Source organism: Bacillus sp. E214, from assembly GCF_008087365.1.
Classification (GTDB): domain Bacteria; phylum Bacillota; class Bacilli; order Bacillales; family Pradoshiaceae; genus Pradoshia.
Genome location: NZ_VENN01000001.1, coordinates 205,698 through 226,256 on the forward strand (window position 1 = coordinate 205,698; position 20,559 = coordinate 226,256).

The following is a 20,559-nucleotide window of genomic DNA, read 5'->3' on the forward strand; positions in this document are numbered from 1 at the left end:
TAATAGAATAATATAGATATACCATAAAGGAAGTTGAATGATTTGCCAAGTGAAAGGTAAAATGTTTGAAAAGACATAATCATTATTCAACATAAACTGATACAATGATAAAGTTATAGATAATAAAGCTTGCTTTTATCAATTTCTACACATTTTAAATATTGACCCTTGAGTTATGTTACTGGTGTGTTCATAGCCACTTTTACTATTTTCCCAAAAAGTTTGGTTGAAAATACTGTAAACATTTAACCGGATTATGTATTATTTGCATATGTGATATTTATTTTGGATATATATTGGAATTTTAGGCGAAAAGAGGGTTCGTTGATTGGAAATCAATCGGTGATTAATAGTTCCGTGGGACATTCAAGAAACATGTGAAGAATGAAGAGCGGTTCTCTCTTTCCGGTAAATAGTATGGATAGGTAATAATCACTTTATAAAACTAAAAAGGAGGCGTCGTAACCTTGAATTTTGAACTGCTGACAATAACGGTATTATGGTCCTTCCTTTATGTATATGTCATAATTGCTTCCATTGAGTTTGGGGTTGGTTTTTTTACATATTATGGTCGTTTTAAAGGTAAGCAGGTGGGAATTCCTAAATCGACAGGTCATTATGATCCACGACTCTGGCATATTACGATTATTTTCTTTATATTTTTTGTGGCAGGATTAATTGGATTTTTTCCGGATACATTTAATTATTTTGGCAGAGCATTGGTTCTACCAGGGCTGGTCGTTTTATTACTGGTAGTCATCAGATTTATGGCACATTTTTTGTATAAAAAAGGGAACAAAACAAGCTGGTCATTTTTGTTCGTTTATGTTTCGACTGGGATCCTTATTCCTGCCTCTTTATCCATTGGGCTTACGATATCTGAGGGAGGTTTTATAAAAAAAGAAGGAGAACGAGTGTTTCTCCTGGTAAAAAAATTGTTCCTCAGTCCTTATTCCTGGAGTGTCGTGTTTCTGACAATTGTAAGTGTATTGTTTATAAGCGCCGTATTCTTGCTCTATTATAAGGAAAAGTCTAATGATAAGGAGGCAAGTATGACTGTGCGAGGCTATGCTCTTTTTTGGAGTGTTCCTACGATCATTGCAGTTGCTTTAGCGACTATTTCATTAAGGGGACATAATTTGCGTCATTTTCAAAATGCTCTGGAGATTTGGTGGTTATTTGCGCTTTCTTTAATTAGCTTTATGGCTGCCCTATACTTAATCATTCGAAATAAAAGACATGGTTTAGCATTTATATTTGTATTACTTCAGTTTTTGTTTGCTTTCTACGGATATGGTATTTCACATTTGCCTTTTATACTTGATCCGTTCATTACATTGGACTCGTTTAATGGGAGCCACTTATGGTTAACATTAGGATGCTTATTGGTAATCGGATTATTGCTTCTGACTCCATTTACTCTATTGATCAATAAAATGTTATTCCGAACAAAATGAAAAACGCGAGTACCTGTTAAGGTACTCGCGTTTGTGCTTTTTATACTTCCATGATAATAGGCAGAATCATCGGACGTCTTTTGGTTCTTTCGTATAAGAAAGGTCCGAGTGTGTCTGTAACTTGATTTTTAATTTCAGACCATTGTGTAGTCTTACGTGCCATGATTTTATTTAAATGCTGAGTGATTAGGTTTTGAGCATCGTTAATCAGATCTCCTGATTCACGCATATAGACGAACCCGCGAGAAATGATATCCGGCCCAGCAGCAATTTTGAACTCTTTCATATTGATGCTGACAACAACTATCACAAGACCTTCTTCTGAAAGAATACGACGGTCGCGAAGGACGATATTTCCAATGTCCCCGATCCCGCTTCCATCAATATAGACATTGCCGGAAGGTACCTTGCCAGCAACGGTAGCACTATCCTGAGTAAGTGCCAGCACTTCACCGTTGTCCATGATAAAGCAATTTTCCTCCAAGACACCGCAATCCACAGCTGTTTGTACATGTGTTCGCTGCATGCGGTATTCTCCATGGATTGGCATAAAGAACTTAGGCTTCATCAATCTGAGCATTAATTTTTGTTCTTCCTGTCCACCATGGCCAGATGTATGAATATTACTTAAAGGACCATGAATGACATCGGCTCCAGCACGGAATAACATATTAATGGTGCGTGATACACTAACCGTATTACCTGGTATTGGTGATGATGAGAATACAACTGTATCACCAGGATTAATCTGGATTTGTCTGTGAGTACCGTTTGCAATTCTAGATAAGGCAGCCATCGGTTCACCCTGTGAACCAGTACAAAGAATCGTTACTTCGTTTGCCGGTAATCTATTTAATTGCTGAGTATCAATAAATGTTTCTTTTGGTGCGGTAATATAACCAAGTTGAAGTCCAATTTCGATGGCATTTTCCATACTGCGACCAAAAACGGCTACTTTCCTGTTGTTTTGTACAGCTGCTTCTGTAACTTGCTGCAGGCGATGAATATTCGAAGCAAAGGTTGCGAAAATAATGCGTCCTTCTACTTTTCGGAATATATCATGTATACTTTCGCCAACTTTACGCTCAGACATAGTGAAATTAGGGATTTCACTATTTGTACTGTCTGAGAGAAGGCATAGAACACCTTCTTTACCAATTTCAGCCATTTTAGTTAAATTGGCAGGTTCTCCAACCGGAGTAAAATCGAACTTGAAATCACCGGTATGTACAATATTGCCCTGTGGTGTTTTAACCACAATGCCGTATGCATCCGGGATACTGTGAGTGGTACGATAGAAAGTAACAGATGTTTTCCGGAACTTGATCACATCGTCCTCTTTAATTTCATGGATAATGGCTTGTCTTAGTAAACCGTGTTCTTCTAATTTCTTCTTTACTAATCCAAGTGCCAATTTGCCTCCATAAAGTGGAATATTCACTTGCTTTAGTAAATAAGGTATCCCGCCAATATGATCCTCATGACCATGAGTAATAAACAAACCTTTAATCTTGTCCGCGTTTTTTACGATATAGGAATAATCCGGTATGACATAATCAATGCCAAGTAATTCATCTTCCGGAAACTTTATTCCGGCGTCAATTAGAATAATTTCATCCTGGAATTGAACGCCATATGTGTTTTTGCCGATTTCGCCTAGCCCTCCGAGGGCGAAAACAGCTGTTTGGTCGTTCTTGACAAATTTCATATATTATTTGGTCTCCGTAATATGGAAATCTGGATTCTGTTTTTCAAATTCCAAATATTCATCTTTAAGAACTTGAACAAATTCAATATTGTATGGAAGGCTTTTTAACTTTTGGCGGACATCTCTTTCCGATTCCCCTTCAACGTAAATAGATTTAGTATTTTCGCGAACGGGTGTCTCAGCTGCGTTCTCCTGAAAAAAAACTTTAAAAATCATGTAAATCTCTCCTAACTTACTCTTGTAAAATTTATAAATAAAGAGGTGGCAAGGAGCAACAACCAGGCCACCTTATCTATTGATATTCATCTTAGACTGTCGGTCTAAACAGTTCATCATCTCTATTATAAGAAAATTTCCTAACATTTGCATGTTTAAACAATTTTCTTTAAGGACTGTTATCTACTTTACCGTATAGAATAAGCCCTCCGCAAGGATATTTGAAGGGCTTTTCAAAAAATTATGCAATTGATTTCCTGCCCATCAGGTCTTTCCATTGTTTGAGAAGCTTTTTTCTGAGCTTTTTTAACATGGCTGACCATCTCCTTTATCTATTATTTTAATGGTAATTAAGCGTTTGGTAAATATGCTTGAGGGATATAAGTACCTAAACGTAAAAATAAATTTATCGTCCCACTCATAAATAGTATATGCTTGGATTCAAAAGCTTATATTGTAATTTATTTACAATCGCGTCTGATTCATAATCTAAGTATAACTAATATCTTTAACCGTTACTATTTTTCCTGAAGAGTCAAGATAACTAATCATAGCTGTTTTCCTGTTGTATGAGATTCCTCATGCAGAGGTTTACTATTTATTATGATAGTATGATTGTAGACAATAATACGTTATATATAGTATTGCGCATCTGGGAGGAAATGTTTATGGGTAAAATTGTATTTTTTGACATTGATGGGACACTTCTAAATTCTGAAAAGAAATTACCGGAATCCACTAAGGAAGCAATCCATTTACTTAGAAAAAATGGGACATACGTTGCAATAGCGACAGGTAGGGCACCTTTTATGTTCAGCCATCTTATTCATGAACTGGAAATCGACTCTTTTGTCAGCTTTAATGGTCAATATGTTGTTTTTGAGCATGAGATGATTTATAAAAACCCTCTATCTCAATCACAATTAGAAAAATTAACGAGAGAAGCAAAGGCGAATGGTCACTCCATGATCTATATGAATGAGAAAACAATGAAAGCCAACGTTACACATGATCCCTTTATAGAAGAGAGTATGGGATCTCTTCATTTTCCACATCCCGAGGAAAAGGGAGACTTTTATAAAAATCATGAAATTTACCAAGCTCTTTTATTTTGTGAGGAACATCATACGTCTCTTTATGAAGGAAACTATTCGGATCTGCAATTCATACGCTGGCATCCATATGCAATGGATGTAGTACCAAATGGAGGGTCAAAAGCTAAAGGAATTGAGTATGTGATTGAGCGCAAGGGATTCTCTATGGATGAAATTTATGCATTTGGTGATGGATTAAATGATCTTGAAATGATTAAGGCAGCAGGTACGGGTGTGGTCATGGGAAATGGTGTACCGCTGTTAAAGAAAGAAGCGGACTTTATTACAAAAAGCGTAGATTCAGATGGGATTTATTACGGATTAAAGGAATTAAAGCTTATATAAATTTGTTAGTAATCAGCAACTGACTAGTCATAAAATAGGGCAGAGCGGTTTAGCCACATAGTTTCTATAAATAAGTGAACAAAAAAAGACTGTAGACCAACCTAAATAGGGAAAATGTCTACAGTCACAGCCGGTGATTAATCACCGGTTTTTATTTTTCAATGGCTACCGCATTGTCTAAATGGGCAAATGGATCTTTAGGATTTATATGATCATAGAACATGACTCCATTTAAATGATCAATTTCATGCTGAATAATAATGGCCATCATGCCGCTTAATCTTAAAGTAATCTCTTCCCCCTCAAGCGTATAAGCTTGTACTTTTACTTTATTGTAACGGGGAACATAGCCTGGTATGGCACGATCTACTGATAAACAGCCTTCTCCGGTACTTAAATAAGCCTTCTGAACAGAATGGCTAATAATTTTTGGATTAAAGAGAGAATAGCTATGGAGCTTATTTTTATCGTCTGTAGCGTGAATGGCAATCATTCGTTTTGAAATATTAATTTGAGGAGCTGCCAGCCCAACCCCAGGACGTAGACCGTATTTTTCTGCTTTTACTGGATCCTGGCTGTTTTGTACATATTCCATTAAGCTTTTGAGAATCTCTTGGTCTTCTTTGGAAGGCGGAATTTGTACTTCCCCCGCTCTTTTTCGTAGAGTGGGATGCCCTTCTCTGATAATATCTTGCATTGTAATCATTATTTCACCTCATAAAACTGTCCATTTATACTCTATAGTCTATCAAACCTTGCATAAAAAGTTAATTATGACTTCTGTAATCTTAACAAACATATAAGGGGTCTGTACGCCTTACTTATCTTTACGTAGTAGCGTATTTTAAGTTTAGGAATTAATCAATAGCAATCATACTACAATATATTACCTTATATTTAGATTACTAAGTAATTTCGGGGGTATTACTCCTATTATATATGTTATTTGTTGTCAAAATATTTCCATTTCGTTATAGTAAAGTAGGGATAGATAGGAGTGCTAATCATGGAAAAATACAAAAAAATTATTACACTTACAGGTATGTTAGTAGTAATCCTTGCATTAACAGGATGTCTAAACAATAGCAGTCCAGAAGAGAAAATTTATGATACTCTGGAGGAAGTGGCTGCATTGGAGGAAGACTTCCAAAAACAACAAGAGCCGCTTCAAAAGCTGGAGGAAGAAGATAATGAACTGTATGGAAAGATTATACAATTGGGTATGAAGGAAATAGAAGAAATACAATCATTATCAAATGATGCTATTAAAGGAATAGAAGAAAGACAAGCGTTAATGAAGAAGGAAAAAGAAGCTATCGATAAAGCTAAGGAACAATTTAAGGATTTAAATGGTCATATAAACGATCTTGAAGACTCATCCTTAAAAGCAGAAGCGAATGAATTAAAGGATACAATGACGAAAAGATATGATGAGTATGATGAACTGTATAAACATTATACAAAGAGTCTTACACAGGAGAATGAGTTATACACACTCTTTAAAAAAGAGGATGTGACCAAAGAAGATTTACAAGAACAAATTGAGAAAATCAATGAAACGTATAATTCACTGATGAACTCAAACAAAAAATTTAATGACTTAACGAATGAATATAATGAACAAAAGATTGCTTTCTATAAAAGGGCAAAACTAGATGTTGATACAGAATAAGAAAAAGCCATCAGGAGTGATGGCTTTTTTTTATAGAAATTCCAGGTTGTCGATAATCAATTCGATAAGTTTTGGTATGTTTTGTTAAGTAGTAAAACCTAATTGATTTTTGACCAGTATCGAGTATGATTATTTTTATTATAATTTAAAAATGGTTATTAGGTTTTATACATTTAGTATTGCATGTTTAATAAGGTTAGTTATTTTGCCCATATTACTTTAGTTTAGGGGATTATAAATACAGAAAGTTCATCTTTGTAAGCGCTTTTTCCACATTCTGTATTAGTATAAAAAAATATTAATGTATAACAGTTTGTCGTTAAAGAAAGTTTGTGAAAATGTTTACATACTCGAATCATATAAGTTGACGGCAATTATTTAAATCGTGTAAACTTTAACCATTGATACAGTTGTACTACTTTTTATCAAGAGGAAACTAATACAGTTATCTAATGGTTTAGGTGTGGAAAACTGGCATTATGATAATTTAAAGATGGATATTTAACCATTTATAGAAAGGAAGATGTGAATCCTATGGCTTCTAAACAACAGAAAGTCCTTATTGAGGCAGAGAAGCAGTTGGAAAGCGTTAGCGACCAGTTCAAGACGTTGCAAATTTTAAATGAAGAGGGAGAAGTCGTAAATAAATCAGCTATGCCTGATTTAAGCGATGAACAGCTTCAAGAATTAATGAGAAGAATGGTTTACACTCGTATTCTTGATCAACGCTCTATCTCTTTGAATAGACAAGGTCGTCTTGGTTTTTATGCTCCAACAGCTGGACAAGAAGCTTCACAATTGGCATCTCAATTTGCTTTGGAAAAAGAAGATTTCATTTTACCTGGTTACCGAGATGTACCACAAATGATTTGGCATGGTCTTCCATTGACTCAAGCCTTCTTGTTCTCTCGTGGCCATTTTGCTGGAAATCAAATTCCTGCAGACGTTAATGTGATTTCTCCGCAAATCATCATTGGTGCACAATATATCCAATGTGCAGGTGTAGCTCTTGGTATGAAGAAAAATGGAGCGAAATCTGTTGCAATCACATATACAGGTGACGGCGGTGCTTCCCAAGGTGATTTCTACGAGGGAATCAACTTTGCTGGTGCATTTAAAGCTCCTGCAATCTTTATCGTTCAAAATAACCGTTTTGCGATTTCTACACCGGTTGAAAAACAATCAGCTGCTAAAACAATCGCTCAAAAAGCAATGGCTGCCGGTATCCCAGGTATTCAGGTAGACGGTATGGATCCATTAGCTGTTTACACTGCAGTTAAAGAGGCACGCGAAAGAGCAATTAATGGAGAAGGTCCTACTTTAATTGAAACTTTAACTTATCGTTATGGTCCACATACAATGGCTGGTGATGATCCAACACGTTACCGTACAGCTGACCTTGATAACGAGTGGGAGAAAAAAGATCCACTTGTTCGTTTCCGTAAATTCCTAGAAGGAAAAGGACTATGGAGCGAAGAGAAAGAAAATGAAGTAATTGAACAAGCAAAAGAAGATATCAAAGTTGCTATTAAAGAAGCGGATAATACTCCAAAACAAAAAGTAACTGATTTAATTATGAATATGTATGAAGAGCTTCCATACAACCTAGAAGAACAATATGAAATTTACAAAGAAAAGGAGTCGAAATAAGCCATGGCCCAAATGACGATGATTCAAGCCATCACTGATGCATTACGTACTGAAATGCGTAATGATCCTAAAGTTCTCGTTTTTGGTGAGGACGTAGGAGTAAACGGTGGTGTCTTCCGTGCTACTGAAGGATTACAAAAGGAGTTTGGAGAAGACCGCATCTTTGATACCCCTTTAGCTGAATCTGGTATTGGTGGATTGGCAATTGGACTTGGATTGCAAGGATTCCGTCCTGTTCCTGAAATCCAATTCTTCGGCTTCGTATTCGAAGTTATGGACTCTATTGCTGGTCAAATGGCTCGTATGAGATATCGCTCCGGTGGTACTTATACTTCACCAATTACAATCCGTTCACCATTTGGTGGTGGTGTACATACACCTGAGATGCATGCAGATAGCCTTGAAGGTTTAATGGCTCAAACACCAGGTGTAAAAGTGGTTATTCCATCTACACCTTATGATGCAAAAGGTTTGTTAATCTCTGCTATCCGTGATAACGATCCGGTAATCTTCTTAGAACACATGAAATTATACCGTTCTTTCCGTCAAGAAGTACCTGAAGGGGAATATACAATTCCATTAGGTAAAGCTGATGTGAAACGTGAAGGTACTGATCTTTCTATTATTACTTATGGCGCAATGGTTCAGGAATCACTTAAAGCTGCAGAGCAACTTGAAAAAGAAGGTGTATCTGCAGAAGTAATCGATTTAAGAACAATTAGCCCGCTTGATATTGATACAATTATTGCATCTGTTGAGAAAACTGGACGCGCAATTGTTGTACAAGAAGCACAAAAACAAGCAGGTATTGCTGCTCAAGTTGTTGCTGAAATCAACGACCGTGCCATTCTAAGCCTGGAAGCACCAGTATTGCGTGTAACTGCTCCTGATACAGTATTTGCATTCTCTCAAGCTGAGCCTATATGGTTGCCAAATCATAAAGATGTACTTGAAACTGCAAAAAAAGTTTTAGAATTTTAACATAACAGGAGATGCTTTCGTGGCATTTCCTGACTAACACAACCATAACTTTAAAAACTGAAAAGAAAGAGGAGGAAGAAAAGCCATGGCTTTTAAATTTAAACTCCCGGATATCGGCGAAGGTATACATGAAGGTGAAATAGTAAAATGGTTTATTAAACCAGGTGATAAAGTACAGGAAGATGACGTACTGTGTGAAGTGCAAAATGACAAATCTGTTGTTGAAATTCCATCTCCAGTAGAAGGTACTGTTCAAGAAGTATTAGTTGAAGAAGGTACTGTAGCAGTAGTTGGTGATGTACTTGTAACTTTTGATGCACCAGGTTATGAAGATGTACAATTTAAAGGTGATGAGCACGGTGAAGAAAAAACTGAAGCTCAAGTTCAATCTACTTTAGAAAGCGGACAAGACCTTAAGAAAGAAGCAGCAGCTCCAGCAAACTCTGATACTCCAACTGGTGCAGGTTCACAGCCACAAGCAGAAGAAACTGCAAGTGACCGTGTAATCGCAATGCCATCTGTTAGAAAATTTGCTAGAGAAAACGGTGTGGATATTCACAAGGTTAAAGGCACAGGCAAAAATGGCCGTGTATTAAAAGAAGATATCCAAGCATTTATGAATGGTGGACAAGAAAGTGCGCCTGTACAAGAAGCTCCTGCTGCCAAAGAAGATTCTAAACCAGCTGCAGCGGCTATTCCTGCAGGAGAATATCCTGAAACTCGTGAAAAAATGAGTGGAATTCGTAAAGCTATTTCTAAAGCGATGGTTAACTCTAAACATACAGCTCCACACGTTACATTGATGGACGAAGTAGATGTGACTAAATTGGTTGCTCACAGAAAGAAATTCAAAGAAGTTGCAGCTGAAAAAGGAATTAAGCTAACATTCCTTCCTTACGTTGTTAAAGCTTTAACAAGTGCATTAAGAGAGTACCCAGCATTAAATACATCTCTTGATGATGCTACACAAGAAATTATCCATAAACACTATTACAATATCGGTATTGCAGCTGATACTGAAAAAGGACTTCTTGTACCTGTAGTTAAAGATGCAGATCGTAAATCTATGTTTGCTATCTCTAATGAAATCAACACACTTGCCGGAAAAGCTCGTGATGGTAAATTAGCTCCTAATGAAATGAAGGGTGCTTCTTGCACAATTTCAAATATCGGTTCTGCCGGTGGACAATGGTTCACACCAGTTATTAACCACCCAGAAGTTGCGATTCTTGGAATCGGACGTATTGCAGAAAAACCAATCGTTCGTGATGGTGAAATTGTAGCTGCTCCTGTATTATCATTATCTTTAAGCTTTGACCACCGTATGATTGATGGAGCTACTGGTCAAAATGCATTAAATCACATTAAACGTTTATTAAATGACCCAGAATTATTATTGATGGAGGGATAAGACATGGTAGTTGGAGATTTTCCAATTGAAACAGATACTATAGTAATCGGTTCTGGTCCAGGAGGTTACGTGGCTGCAATCCGTGCTGCGCAACTTGGACAAAAAGTAACAATCGTTGAAAAAGGAGACCTTGGTGGCGTATGTTTGAACGTTGGATGTATTCCATCCAAAGCCTTAATTACTGCAGGTCACCGTTATCATGATGCCAAACATTCTGAAGATCTTGGTATCACTGCTGAAAACGTAAAAGTGGACTTCTCTAAAGTTCAAGCCTGGAAAGGTACTGTAGTAGAAAAATTAACAAGTGGTGTTGGCGGATTACTTAAAGGTAACAAAGTAGACATCGTTAAAGGTGAAGCTTACTTTGTAGACGCTAATAACATCCGTGTTATGACTGAAAATAGCGCTCAAACATATACATTTAAAAACGCTATTATCGCAACAGGTTCTAGACCGATTGAATTACCGACATTTAAATATTCTGATCGTGTCATTCATTCCACTGGTGCTTTAAACCTTGATCATATCCCTGCAAGCATGGCTATTATCGGCGGTGGAGTAATTGGAGTTGAGCTTGGTTCTGTATATGCTAACTTTGGTACTAAAGTAACCATTCTAGAAGGTATGGACGAAATCTTGGCTGCTTTCGAAAAACCAATGTCTTCTATCGTTAAACGTAACTTGAAGAAGAAAGATGTAGATATCTTCACTAAAGTTAAAGCTAAAGGCGTGGAAGAAACTGAAAATGGTGTAATTGTTACTTACGAAGAAAAAGGCGAAGAGAAAAAAGTTGAAGCTGAATATCTATTGGTAACAGTTGGAAGAAAACCTAATACTGATGAAATTGGTTTAGAACAAGTCGGTATTGAACTAGATGAAAGAGGCTTCATTAAAACAGATAAGCAATGCCGTACATCTGTAAGTAATATTTTTGCGATTGGTGATATCATCTCTGGCCCTCAATTAGCTCATAAGGCTTCTTATGAAGGTAAAATCGCTGCTGAAGTTATTTCAGGACATGCAGCTGAGATTGATTATCTAGGTATTCCTGCAGTTGTATTCTCCGAACCGGAACTTGCAACAGTTGGTTATACTGAACAACAAGCAAAAGAAGAAGGTTTAGATATCGTTGCTGCTAAATTCCCATTTGCAGCAAACGGACGTGCTTTAGCATTAAATTCTGCAGAAGGATTTATGAAGTTAATTACACGTAAAGAAGACGGATTAGTAATCGGTTCTCAAATTGCTGGACCTGGTGCTTCTGATATGATTGCAGAGCTAGGCCTTGCAATTGAAGCAGGAATGACTGCTGAAGACATCGCTATGACTATTCATGCTCACCCTACATTGGGAGAAATCACAATGGAAGCAGCAGAAGTTGCGATGGGAAGCCCAATCCACATTATTAAATAATTAATTATTTTTTACACCCCTATCCTTTTTGGACAGGGGTGTTTTATTTTGTCGGTAAAGTGGTAAAATATAGGATAAGGTTGTCGAAAGGTGGAATTTCATGAGATATGCTATAGCTTTGCTTACATCTATGGTTCTGTTGCTATCTGGTTGCGGAGAAGAAGAGAAGGCGAAAGAAGATACACCTAATAAAAGTGTAGAACAGACACAATCAAATCAGGGAACAAAGCCTAATAAAGCTGAAATTAACAAAGAGGTACCTAAAGAAACAGCAGCGAAGCCGATAGAGGAGATTTCACAAAACTATCAGGTCAATCTAACAAATTGGAAAATTGAGCCTATAGAAGATGGTGAAAAGAAAGTAGCTCTATTAACCATCGATGATGCACCGGATCGATATAGTTTAGCAATGGCAAAAAAATTAAAAGAAATGAATGCCTCTGCTATATTTTTCGTTAACGGACATTTTTTGGAATCGGATGCGCAAAAAAAGATATTGAAACAAATCTATGATATGGGATTTGAAATCGGTAACCATACATATAGCCATGCCGTCCTGCCAGAATTGGATGAAGAGGCGCAAAAAGAAGAAATTATTAAAGTGAATGATATGGTGGAAACTATAACCGGTGAAAGGCCCAGATTTTTTAGAGCTCCATATGGGCAAAACACAGAGTTCTCAAAACAAATAGCCAAAGAAGAAAAAATGCAGTTAATGAATTGGACAATAGGATACGATTGGGAAAAACAGTACCAAGATAAGGACGCTTTAGTGAAAGTTATGCTTACTAGCAAAGAATTGTATCCGGGAGCAAACCTGCTTATGCATGACCGTAAATGGACTAATGATGCAATGCCAGAATTAGTTGAAGGATTACGTGCAAAGGGTTATAGGGTGATAAATCCTCGTGAAATAAAATCTTTTTAATGGAAGAGTTCTGGCAGCCTCAGTAATTAGGCTGCCTTTTTCAATACTATTTTTAAGTAACTAGTTGAAGAGTGGATGGGTGGGTAATATGTTTGTACAGAAATCCTTTGGTATGGTTAGCGCCTGCTTAAGGGGAAACCTCCGGATTGAGTTAATATGTGTTGGCAAAACTAGATCTGTCCTTGCTCGGTAGATGATTCATGATTTGACGACTTTCTAGATAGCTATTCAACCAGTAGCTTGATCATCACTATTAGGTACATATAGGTTATAAGCCCTCTAAATAAACCAATTTAAAGTATAAAGTATGGCTCTACTTTTTTAGATTAAAATGGATGATTCTCCCGTTAAATAAATGAAGTTCCCCTTTTAATTTCTTTGATAAAAATTTAGCAAACTCATTAGCCTTCGATTTATCACCAATTGTAGAGTGTTGAGATAGACTGATTTGGATATAAGGGACTCTTTGTTTATTTTCATCAGGGGTTTGTATATATTCATAATCCACTCCAATGGCTATCATGTGATAGTCCTTTTCCTCTGAGTATAAATAAAACCAATTATGTTTCCCTTCGTCTGTTACTTTCAAAACATAAGGAAATGCAGTTTTACTATAATCCCATGCTAATTGTTCGGAAGTATGCGAGATTGATTGTCTATACTGATTGATCAATTGTTTAATGTCCTCAATAGTTATGTCATCTTTTATGGATCCCTTCATTTTTATAAACGTTGATAAAGTCATAGGAACCTCCCTGAATTAATTTATTTTAATTAGTTTATCATTACCTGAAAATGGATAACAAGGGTGATAATGAAAACGCTTTTCTTGGTTAAGTGTATTTAATTTCATTAATGAAGGAATTCATGGATAAAATCATTAGAATAATAGCCAATTTAACTGTTTAAATATTGATATTACACTTACTGATACATTTGCAGGATAAGAGTGTCTAATTGTCATATTAATAATATATTATACACAATTTAACGAAAAATATTTTAATGTGTTATACAATTTGGGCTTGAAATATTCAATGAGTTATACTATTATTGATTTATGGAATTAAAACGCTTTCTTGGAAGGCGTTTACATTTAGAAAAGGAGATGAAATGAATGGGTACAATCGTATGTACAGGATGCAACAATACAATCGATCATTTTGAAGACGAAAAAGTAACAGTATTGTATGCAACATGCACTGATTGCCACAGTTGTGAACAAGAATAGTCACTAGACCAAAACCGGTTCATTTCAAAAACTATAATCATTTAATCTTGAAAACTATAAAAAGTTAACATTAGCGATGACAACCTTCAATTTTCCAGGGGTTGTCTTTTTTATTTACTCGCAAGAACACGGTGTATTCTTTACTTATTCTTTATATGATAAATTAATGATACACAAATGATTGGTTTCACTTTTCAATTAAGAAGCGAATCATATATTGCCATTGTGTAAAAGCAATCCTAACGACAAAGGAGGGTGTTTTATGTGGAAAACGCGTGTAACAGAGTTGCTTGGCATAGAGCTGCCAATAATTCAAGGGGGGCTGGCTTATCTAGCCTATGCTGAATTGGCTGCCGCCGTTTCAAACGCTGGTGGACTTGGTCAAATTACAGCTATGTCATTGAGCAGTCCTGAGGATTTAGCTAGTGAAATTGATAAGGTACGTTCTATGACTTCTTCCCCATTCGGAGTTAATTTTGCTATTGGTAACCACGGTAAACCTTATGAAGAATTTGTACAAGTGGTACTCTCCAAAGGAGTAGAAGTTGTTTCTGTTACAGGGGGAAACCCGAAAGAATTTTTAGAGATGTTTAAGGGTACTGGAGTAAAAACACTCGTATTGACTGCAGGGGTAAGGCATGCTATGAAAGCTGAAGAACTTGGAGCAGACGCAGTTATGGTGGTTGGCTATGAAGGTGGAGGCCATATAGGAAGAGATGAGTTGAGTACAATGGTCCTGGTGCCTCAGACAGTTGATCATGTCTCCATTCCTGTTATTGCTGCTGGAGGTATTGGAGATGGAAGAGGTTTAATGGCAGCGCTGGCCCTGGGTGCTGAAGGTATAGAAATGGGTACACGATTCATTACTACGAAAGAATGTATACATGCTCATGCCGCTTATAAGCAAGCAATCATAGATAGCTCTGAAAAGGATACGGTAGTGATTAAAAAGAGCTTAGGTGCTCCAGGACGTGCCATTCATAATCCGCTTACGGATATTATCCTTGGAATGGAGGATAATAATTGTACATATGAGGATTTAAAAGATTATATTAGTGGTGTAAGAAACAAAGCATTTATATATAATGGAGATTCAGAAGCTGGTTTTGGTTGGGCTGGTCAAGTTGTTGGTATAATTAAGGATGAGCCAACAGTAGAGCAATTGTTCAGTAGAATGCTAGCGGAAGCAGCAGCTATAAGAGAACGCTGGAAAGCAATTACAACATAAGAGGTGGTACATATGGATTATCAATATCCGATTGATTATGAATGGTCTACTGATGAGATCGTAAAGGTTATATCTTTTTTTCAAGGAATCGAGAAAGCTTATGAGAACGGGATAGAAAGGGAACAGTTAATGAACCTTTACAATGAGTTTAAGCGAATTGTTCCTTCTAAATCTGAGGAAAAGAAATTGTGCAATGAGTTTGAAGAAGTGAGTGGCTACTCTGCCTATCAAGCAATTAAGCGAGCAAAAAACAGTGCTAATGAAGGATTTATAAAATTAAGCCGATAAAAGACATTAACCCCCTTGGCATAGTGCTAATGGGGGTTAATGTCTTTTTCGAGTTTATTAGACATTGTACAGGGGTATTAAATGTACAAATACATCATGAATAATTTCAACTAATTGATCACCGGAAAGCTGAACAGCTTCCTCGCGTGGAATTTGATAGCCGCATAATAATTCAGCTTTTTTGACTGTTTGTAAACGATTAAACATATCGTTTAAGCCATCGGTTGATAATGTACTGTGAGGAATAACTTCCGGCTTCATGTGATCAATAGACCACACGTAATCAGATGGGATAAGATTTTTTATCGATTCAGTTTGGCTAGCCAAACGTTGTCCCTTTTGCGCTTTGTCTTTGGCTTCATAAATAATTGCATACCAAATAAATAAATGGGTTTCCCACAGACCGATTTGAAAATGTGGCTGCATTTTGTAACCGCGTGGATTGGATGAAAAAGATACCCATGTATCATTCGGCGGGTTAATCGTACGACGAGCATGCTTTGCAATATGGGGATACATTGGATCTTGTGTTAAAACAGATAATTCCTCTGTGAAAATCTGACTTAATGTTTCAAATTTGGGACGTATTAAGGTTTTGATTGCATCCATTCGTTGGTCGAGACCATCTATTGTAAATACATTAAAGTCTTCATTTGTGAAACCTTTTATAACCATATATATTACCTCCTATTCTCTCTTATTTTAGCATAAGAATAGAGAGGCCAAATAATATTATGCATATGTAACTAGGCGCTTGTCTATTTTGGTTGCAATAATCCAGAAAGAACATACTATAGTACAAAGTACAATTAAATTTCTGAATTTTCTTAAAATAAATGCAAGGAGAGGATTTTTATGAAACAGGTAGTTAATCACAAACTGAAAGCTCAAGAAGTCGAGAAACATAGAAAAGTAGTTCTCCGGATGGAACTGGATTATGAATTGGCTACCTTATATGAAGCTATTCAGCAGGATGATGAAAAACAAAAAAATTGTTCAAAACAAAAACTTGAAAGAATAAGAAAAGAACTTCTGCGCTTAAAAGCACTTTAATAGTGGATATTATTATATGATTTTTTGATTGATTAAGACGAACTGCATGTTCTCGTTCATGATGTTCGTCTTTTCTTGTTATTTAATGTCATTCGAATTAAACTGGAATTAATATACATACTATAGAAAAGATTTTAATTGAGGTGGGAAAAATGGCGGAATGGTCCAACATTCACGAGATGGCGGTTCAATGGATTAAAGAAGCAGGGGTAAAGATTATTAACTCATTTGAATCAATTTTAGATATTAACACAAAATCAAATGTAAATGATTTAGTCACTAATATGGATATGGAAATAGAGCAATTCTTTAAAGAAAAAATATCTGAACAATTTCCTACTCATCATATTCTCGGTGAAGAAGGTTCTGGCCATGATTTGCAGTCACTGGATGGAGTAGTTTGGATTATCGATCCTATAGACGGAACAATGAATTTTGTGCACCAGCAAAGAAATTTTGCGATATCAATAGGTATAATAGAAAATGGTATTGGAAAGATTGGGCTAATATATGATGTTGTCCATGATGAACTGTATCACTGTATAAAGGGAAAAGGAGCTTTTCTCAATGATAGCGAGATTCCTAAGATAAAGGAAGTTCCACTTCCCGAATCTATTATAGGTTTAAATCCAATTTGGCTGACGGACAATAAAAAAATTGATAAGAATCTGACGGGCAGACTTGTCAAAGATATAAGAGGGACCAGGTCCTATGGATCTGCTGCCCTTGAAATTGCCTATGTTGCTACTGGGAGAATGAACGCTTATATATCGATGAGATTGGCGCCATGGGATTTTGCGGGGGGAGCCGTGATTATTGAAGAATTGGGTGGAAAAGTGACTGATCTGCAAGGTAACCCGATTCATTATCTAAAGAAGAGCTCATTCCTAGTGTCATCGCCAGCTTTACATGGAGTGATTCTTGAGCAGTATTTATCATCCTGATGGCTATAAAAGAGAAAAAGCATCAGTACTGATGCTTTTTTATTGCTTAAAATATGATATTGCGGTAAAATTATTTAGTTAAAAGAATAGTCTAAAGTTTTTCTCTCCAACGCTTTTTTAGTGTAAAGCCGCTTCCCATAATGCCGATAAAAGCTAACAGGCATAGGACAATGGCCACTACACTTCCTTCAGCGATGGATATAGCAATTCCGCATAAGCTTGTCATAGCGAGAACTGCTAGCAGCATAAATATAAAGTTAATATTCATATGTAATCACCCCAATCTTCATATTCATTGTACACAATACGATAGCAGCTTTCTAGTTTCAGTATGTTATAATGACAAGGTTGGTTTCGATAAGCATAAAATCTGGGAGTTGAAATAGTTTGCAATACAGAAATGACGTCAAAAATATAGCGATTATCGCTCACGTTGACCATGGTAAAACAACTTTGGTCGACCAATTGTTAAAACAAGCAGGTACATTCCGTTCTAATGAACAAGTTGCTGAAAGAGCAATGGATTCCAATGATCTTGAAAGAGAGCGCGGTATTACAATTTTAGCGAAAAATACTGCCGTTAACTATAAAGATACACGTATTAACATATTGGATACACCGGGACACGCAGACTTCGGCGGAGAAGTAGAACGTATCATGAAAATGGTAGACGGTGTTCTCTTAATCGTTGATGCGTATGAGGGTTGTATGCCGCAAACCCGTTTTGTACTAAAAAAAGCATTAGAACAAAAACTTACGCCAATCGTTGTTGTTAACAAAATTGACCGTGACTTTGCTCGCCCTGAGGAAGTAATTGATGAAGTTATTGATTTGTTTATTGAATTGGGTGCTACTGAAGAACAATTGGAATTCCCAGTTGTTTATGCATCAGCAATTAACGGTACCGCTTCTTTAAGCCCTGATGTGGCTGATCAAGAAGAAAATATGGAGTGTTTATTTGAATCAATCGTAGAAAATATTCCATCACCTGTTGACAATCGTGAAGAACCGCTGCAATTCCAGGTTGCTTTGCTGGATTATAGTGATTATTTAGGAAGAATAGGAATTGGCCGTGTTTTCCGTGGCACAATGAAAGTTGGACAACAAGTATCCTTAATGAAACTTGATGGAACTGCGAAAAATTTCCGTGTAACTAAAATATTCGGCTTCCAAGGATTGAAACGTGTGGAAGTAGAAGAAGCCTTACCGGGTGATTTGATTGCTGTCAGCGGTATGGAAGACATTAACGTTGGGGAAACAGTTTGCCCAGTAGATGTTCAGGAGCCGCTTCCAGTTCTGCGTATAGACGAGCCTACATTACAAATGACATTTGTAGTAAACAACAGTCCATTCGCCGGCAGAGAAGGTAAATGGGTAACATCACGTAAAATCGAGGAGCGTTTAATGAGCCAGCTCCAAACAGATGTAAGTTTACGTGTGGATCCTACTGATTCTCCGGATGCCTGGATTGTTTCCGGACGCGGAGAGTTACACTTATCCATTCTTATCGAAAATATGCGCCGTGAAGGATATGAACTTCAAGTGTCTAAGCCTGAAGTAATCATCCGTGTTATTGATGGTGTTAAATGTGAACCTGTGGAACGCGTACAAGTTGATATTCCTGAGGAATACACAGGTGCAATCATGGAATCATTAGGGGAAAGAAAAGGCGAAATGCTGGATATGGTCAATAACGGAAGCGGACAAGTACGTCTAGTGTTTAACGTTCCTTCCCGTGGATTGATCGGGTATACAACTGAATTCTTAACATTAACTCGTGGTTATGGTATTTTGAACCATACATTCGATTCTTATCAACCTATGCAGGCAGGTCAGGTTGGAGGAAGAAGACAAGGTGTTCTTGTATCCATTGAGACAGGTAAAGCTACTCAATACGGTATCATTCAAATTGAAGACCGCGGCGTTATCTTTGTAGAGCCAGGTACTGAAATTTATGAAGGTATGATTGTTGGGGAACATAATCGTGAAAATGACTTAACTGTCAATATTGTTCGTGCTAAACAACAAACAAACGTTCGTTCCGCTACAAAAGATAATACAGTTACTATGAAAAAACCTAGAATCATGTCACTTGAAGAAGCATTGGAATATTTAAATGATGATGAATACTGCGAAGTAACACCAGAATCAATTCGTTTACGTAAAAAGATTTTGGATAAAAACGAACGTGAAAAAGCAGCTAAGAAAAAGAAATTCGCTGAATAACTTTTACCTTTGGGGAGAGGGAGCGTTTTAAAGTGGATATTACAAATAACCTGCCGTTCTTTGCAGACTTGTATCGAATAGGAGATCCACAATATTCACAAATAGGGGTGTGGGCTCTATATTTGACGATTGTAGTACTTTGCGGAATAGTGTATAAACTGGGGTTTGCTAGAAAATTAAGTCTTGGAAAAAGCATAGTAGTCTATGCCATTATGGCCTTTGGATGCAGCTTTTTGACCTTTTTGGCACTATTCTTGCCTGTAGCAGAAGTACTGGTAGTGGCTGCTGCTTTTCTGGGAATTTATAAATATAGACTCCGTAAGGAAATGAAAAACGAGGTAAATGCGGAATAAGGAGTGAGCGAATGAACTCTGTTCAGGATGCGATCTATAATTGGTTAACGATAAAAGTTGTCATTGATTATCGACCTGAAGATACCGCAGCAAATGAAACAGTCCTCTGGTTCGAAAATACCTTGCAGGAGAAGTTTGGTATATCAGACTATCACTATAAAAAAAGTGGCGGTTGGTATATCGTCACCTATAAAAATGAAGAGTCTGTAAATGAATTCAGGTTTCCGGAGGATATGATTGAGGTTATGCTCAATCAAATACTCCAGAATCCGGATCATTACCGTAATTATCCATCATAAAAAAACAGAGAAGATGAGTATCTCATTCTTCTCTGTTTTTTTGTTTTTATTTGAAGATTACA

The 20,559-nt window shown here is 36.7% G+C and carries 22 protein-coding genes; 16 read left to right on the plus strand and 6 right to left on the minus strand.

From position 1 onward, the window contains the following. Nucleotides 1-467 precede the first annotated feature (467 nt). On the plus strand, nt 468-1,457 hold the full coding sequence (locus FHY47_RS00960) for a cytochrome d ubiquinol oxidase subunit II (protein ID WP_066100870.1): 990 nt from the start codon (nt 468-470) through the stop codon (nt 1,455-1,457). Between the two features lie 40 nt (nt 1,458-1,497). On the opposite strand, the gene rnjA is transcribed toward FHY47_RS00960, so the two are convergent. Continuing rightward, nucleotides 1,498-3,165: a ribonuclease J1 gene (rnjA, locus tag FHY47_RS00965; protein WP_066100868.1), complete on the minus strand. Its 1,668-nt coding sequence runs from the start codon at nt 3,163-3,165 to the stop codon at nt 1,498-1,500. Nucleotides 3,166-3,168: 3 nt separating this feature from the next. Further along, nucleotides 3,169-3,381, minus strand: coding sequence for a DNA-dependent RNA polymerase subunit epsilon (locus FHY47_RS00970; RefSeq protein WP_066100864.1), 213 nt, complete (start codon nt 3,379-3,381; stop codon nt 3,169-3,171). Between the two features lie 668 nt (nt 3,382-4,049). Between FHY47_RS00970 and FHY47_RS00975 the strand changes: the two genes are divergently transcribed. After that, entirely contained in the window at nt 4,050-4,820 is a 771-nt protein-coding gene (locus FHY47_RS00975) for a Cof-type HAD-IIB family hydrolase (RefSeq protein ID WP_066100860.1), read from the plus strand. Between the two features lie 151 nt (nt 4,821-4,971). Here the strand turns inward: FHY47_RS00975 and def are convergent, their stop codons facing one another. Next, complete coding sequence (gene def, locus FHY47_RS00980) at nt 4,972-5,526, minus strand: peptide deformylase (RefSeq protein ID WP_066100859.1); 555 nt, start codon at nt 5,524-5,526, stop codon at nt 4,972-4,974. A gap of 300 nt (nt 5,527-5,826) precedes the next feature. Here def and FHY47_RS00985 point away from each other — a divergent pair, with 300 nt between their 5' ends. From FHY47_RS00985 to FHY47_RS01010, 6 genes are all read left to right on the plus strand, one after another. Continuing rightward, nucleotides 5,827-6,492, plus strand: coding sequence for a YkyA family protein (locus tag FHY47_RS00985; RefSeq protein WP_066100857.1), 666 nt, complete (start codon nt 5,827-5,829; stop codon nt 6,490-6,492). A gap of 534 nt (nt 6,493-7,026) precedes the next feature. Continuing rightward, a complete protein-coding gene (gene pdhA, locus FHY47_RS00990) occupies nt 7,027-8,142 on the plus strand; it encodes a pyruvate dehydrogenase (acetyl-transferring) E1 component subunit alpha (protein WP_148629531.1) in 1,116 nt (371 codons plus the stop codon). 3 nt (nt 8,143-8,145) lie between these two features. Next, nucleotides 8,146-9,123, plus strand: a complete 978-nt coding sequence (locus FHY47_RS00995) for an alpha-ketoacid dehydrogenase subunit beta (RefSeq protein WP_066100851.1) — start codon at nt 8,146-8,148, stop codon at nt 9,121-9,123. A gap of 85 nt (nt 9,124-9,208) precedes the next feature. Further along, nucleotides 9,209-10,534, plus strand: a complete 1,326-nt coding sequence (locus tag FHY47_RS01000; RefSeq protein WP_066100849.1) for a dihydrolipoamide acetyltransferase family protein — start codon at nt 9,209-9,211, stop codon at nt 10,532-10,534. Between the two features lie 3 nt (nt 10,535-10,537). Further along, on the plus strand, nt 10,538-11,947 hold the full coding sequence (lpdA, locus tag FHY47_RS01005) for a dihydrolipoyl dehydrogenase (protein WP_066100846.1): 1,410 nt from the start codon (nt 10,538-10,540) through the stop codon (nt 11,945-11,947). A gap of 100 nt (nt 11,948-12,047) precedes the next feature. Next, complete coding sequence (locus FHY47_RS01010) at nt 12,048-12,875, plus strand: polysaccharide deacetylase family protein (protein WP_066100842.1); 828 nt, start codon at nt 12,048-12,050, stop codon at nt 12,873-12,875. 313 nt (nt 12,876-13,188) lie between these two features. Here the strand turns inward: FHY47_RS01010 and FHY47_RS01015 are convergent, their stop codons facing one another. Beyond that, complete coding sequence (locus FHY47_RS01015; protein ID WP_066100840.1) at nt 13,189-13,620, minus strand: DUF1885 family protein; 432 nt, start codon at nt 13,618-13,620, stop codon at nt 13,189-13,191. Between the two features lie 372 nt (nt 13,621-13,992). Between FHY47_RS01015 and FHY47_RS01020 the strand changes: the two genes are divergently transcribed. The 3 genes from FHY47_RS01020 (at nt 13,993) to FHY47_RS01030 (ending at nt 15,622) form a co-directional block, all read left to right on the plus strand. After that, on the plus strand, nt 13,993-14,106 hold the full coding sequence (locus FHY47_RS01020) for a GapA-binding peptide SR1P (protein ID WP_077247942.1): 114 nt from the start codon (nt 13,993-13,995) through the stop codon (nt 14,104-14,106). A gap of 262 nt (nt 14,107-14,368) precedes the next feature. Continuing rightward, the gene (locus FHY47_RS01025) at nt 14,369-15,334 is read left to right on the plus strand and encodes an NAD(P)H-dependent flavin oxidoreductase (RefSeq protein WP_066100837.1); all 966 of its coding nucleotides are present in this window, start codon (nt 14,369-14,371) and stop codon (nt 15,332-15,334) included. Between the two features lie 12 nt (nt 15,335-15,346). Then, on the plus strand, nt 15,347-15,622 hold the full coding sequence (locus tag FHY47_RS01030) for a UPF0223 family protein (RefSeq protein ID WP_066100834.1): 276 nt from the start codon (nt 15,347-15,349) through the stop codon (nt 15,620-15,622). 57 nt (nt 15,623-15,679) lie between these two features. Here the strand turns inward: FHY47_RS01030 and FHY47_RS01035 are convergent, their stop codons facing one another. After that, nucleotides 15,680-16,297, minus strand: a complete 618-nt coding sequence (locus FHY47_RS01035; RefSeq protein ID WP_139891312.1) for a DUF1054 domain-containing protein — start codon at nt 16,295-16,297, stop codon at nt 15,680-15,682. A gap of 180 nt (nt 16,298-16,477) precedes the next feature. Between FHY47_RS01035 and FHY47_RS01040 the strand changes: the two genes are divergently transcribed. After that, a complete protein-coding gene (locus FHY47_RS01040; protein ID WP_066100827.1) occupies nt 16,478-16,675 on the plus strand; it encodes a hypothetical protein in 198 nt (65 codons plus the stop codon). 152 nt (nt 16,676-16,827) lie between these two features. Further along, nucleotides 16,828-17,619, plus strand: a complete 792-nt coding sequence (locus tag FHY47_RS01045; protein ID WP_066100824.1) for an inositol monophosphatase family protein — start codon at nt 16,828-16,830, stop codon at nt 17,617-17,619. Between the two features lie 91 nt (nt 17,620-17,710). On the opposite strand, the gene FHY47_RS18780 is transcribed toward FHY47_RS01045, so the two are convergent. Beyond that, complete coding sequence (locus tag FHY47_RS18780; RefSeq protein ID WP_187393408.1) at nt 17,711-17,887, minus strand: DUF5325 family protein; 177 nt, start codon at nt 17,885-17,887, stop codon at nt 17,711-17,713. Nucleotides 17,888-18,006: 119 nt separating this feature from the next. Here FHY47_RS18780 and typA point away from each other — a divergent pair, with 119 nt between their 5' ends. Genes typA through FHY47_RS01060 form a run of 3 tightly spaced genes read left to right on the plus strand, consistent with a single transcriptional unit; the run spans nt 18,007 to nt 20,497 of the window. Continuing rightward, nucleotides 18,007-19,845, plus strand: a complete 1,839-nt coding sequence (gene typA, locus FHY47_RS01050) for a translational GTPase TypA (RefSeq protein WP_066100821.1) — start codon at nt 18,007-18,009, stop codon at nt 19,843-19,845. Nucleotides 19,846-19,877: 32 nt separating this feature from the next. Beyond that, entirely contained in the window at nt 19,878-20,198 is a 321-nt protein-coding gene (locus FHY47_RS01055; protein WP_066100818.1) for a YlaH-like family protein, read from the plus strand. Nucleotides 20,199-20,209: 11 nt separating this feature from the next. Then, on the plus strand, nt 20,210-20,497 hold the full coding sequence (locus FHY47_RS01060; protein WP_066100815.1) for a hypothetical protein: 288 nt from the start codon (nt 20,210-20,212) through the stop codon (nt 20,495-20,497). Nucleotides 20,498-20,559: the final 62 nt, after the last annotated feature.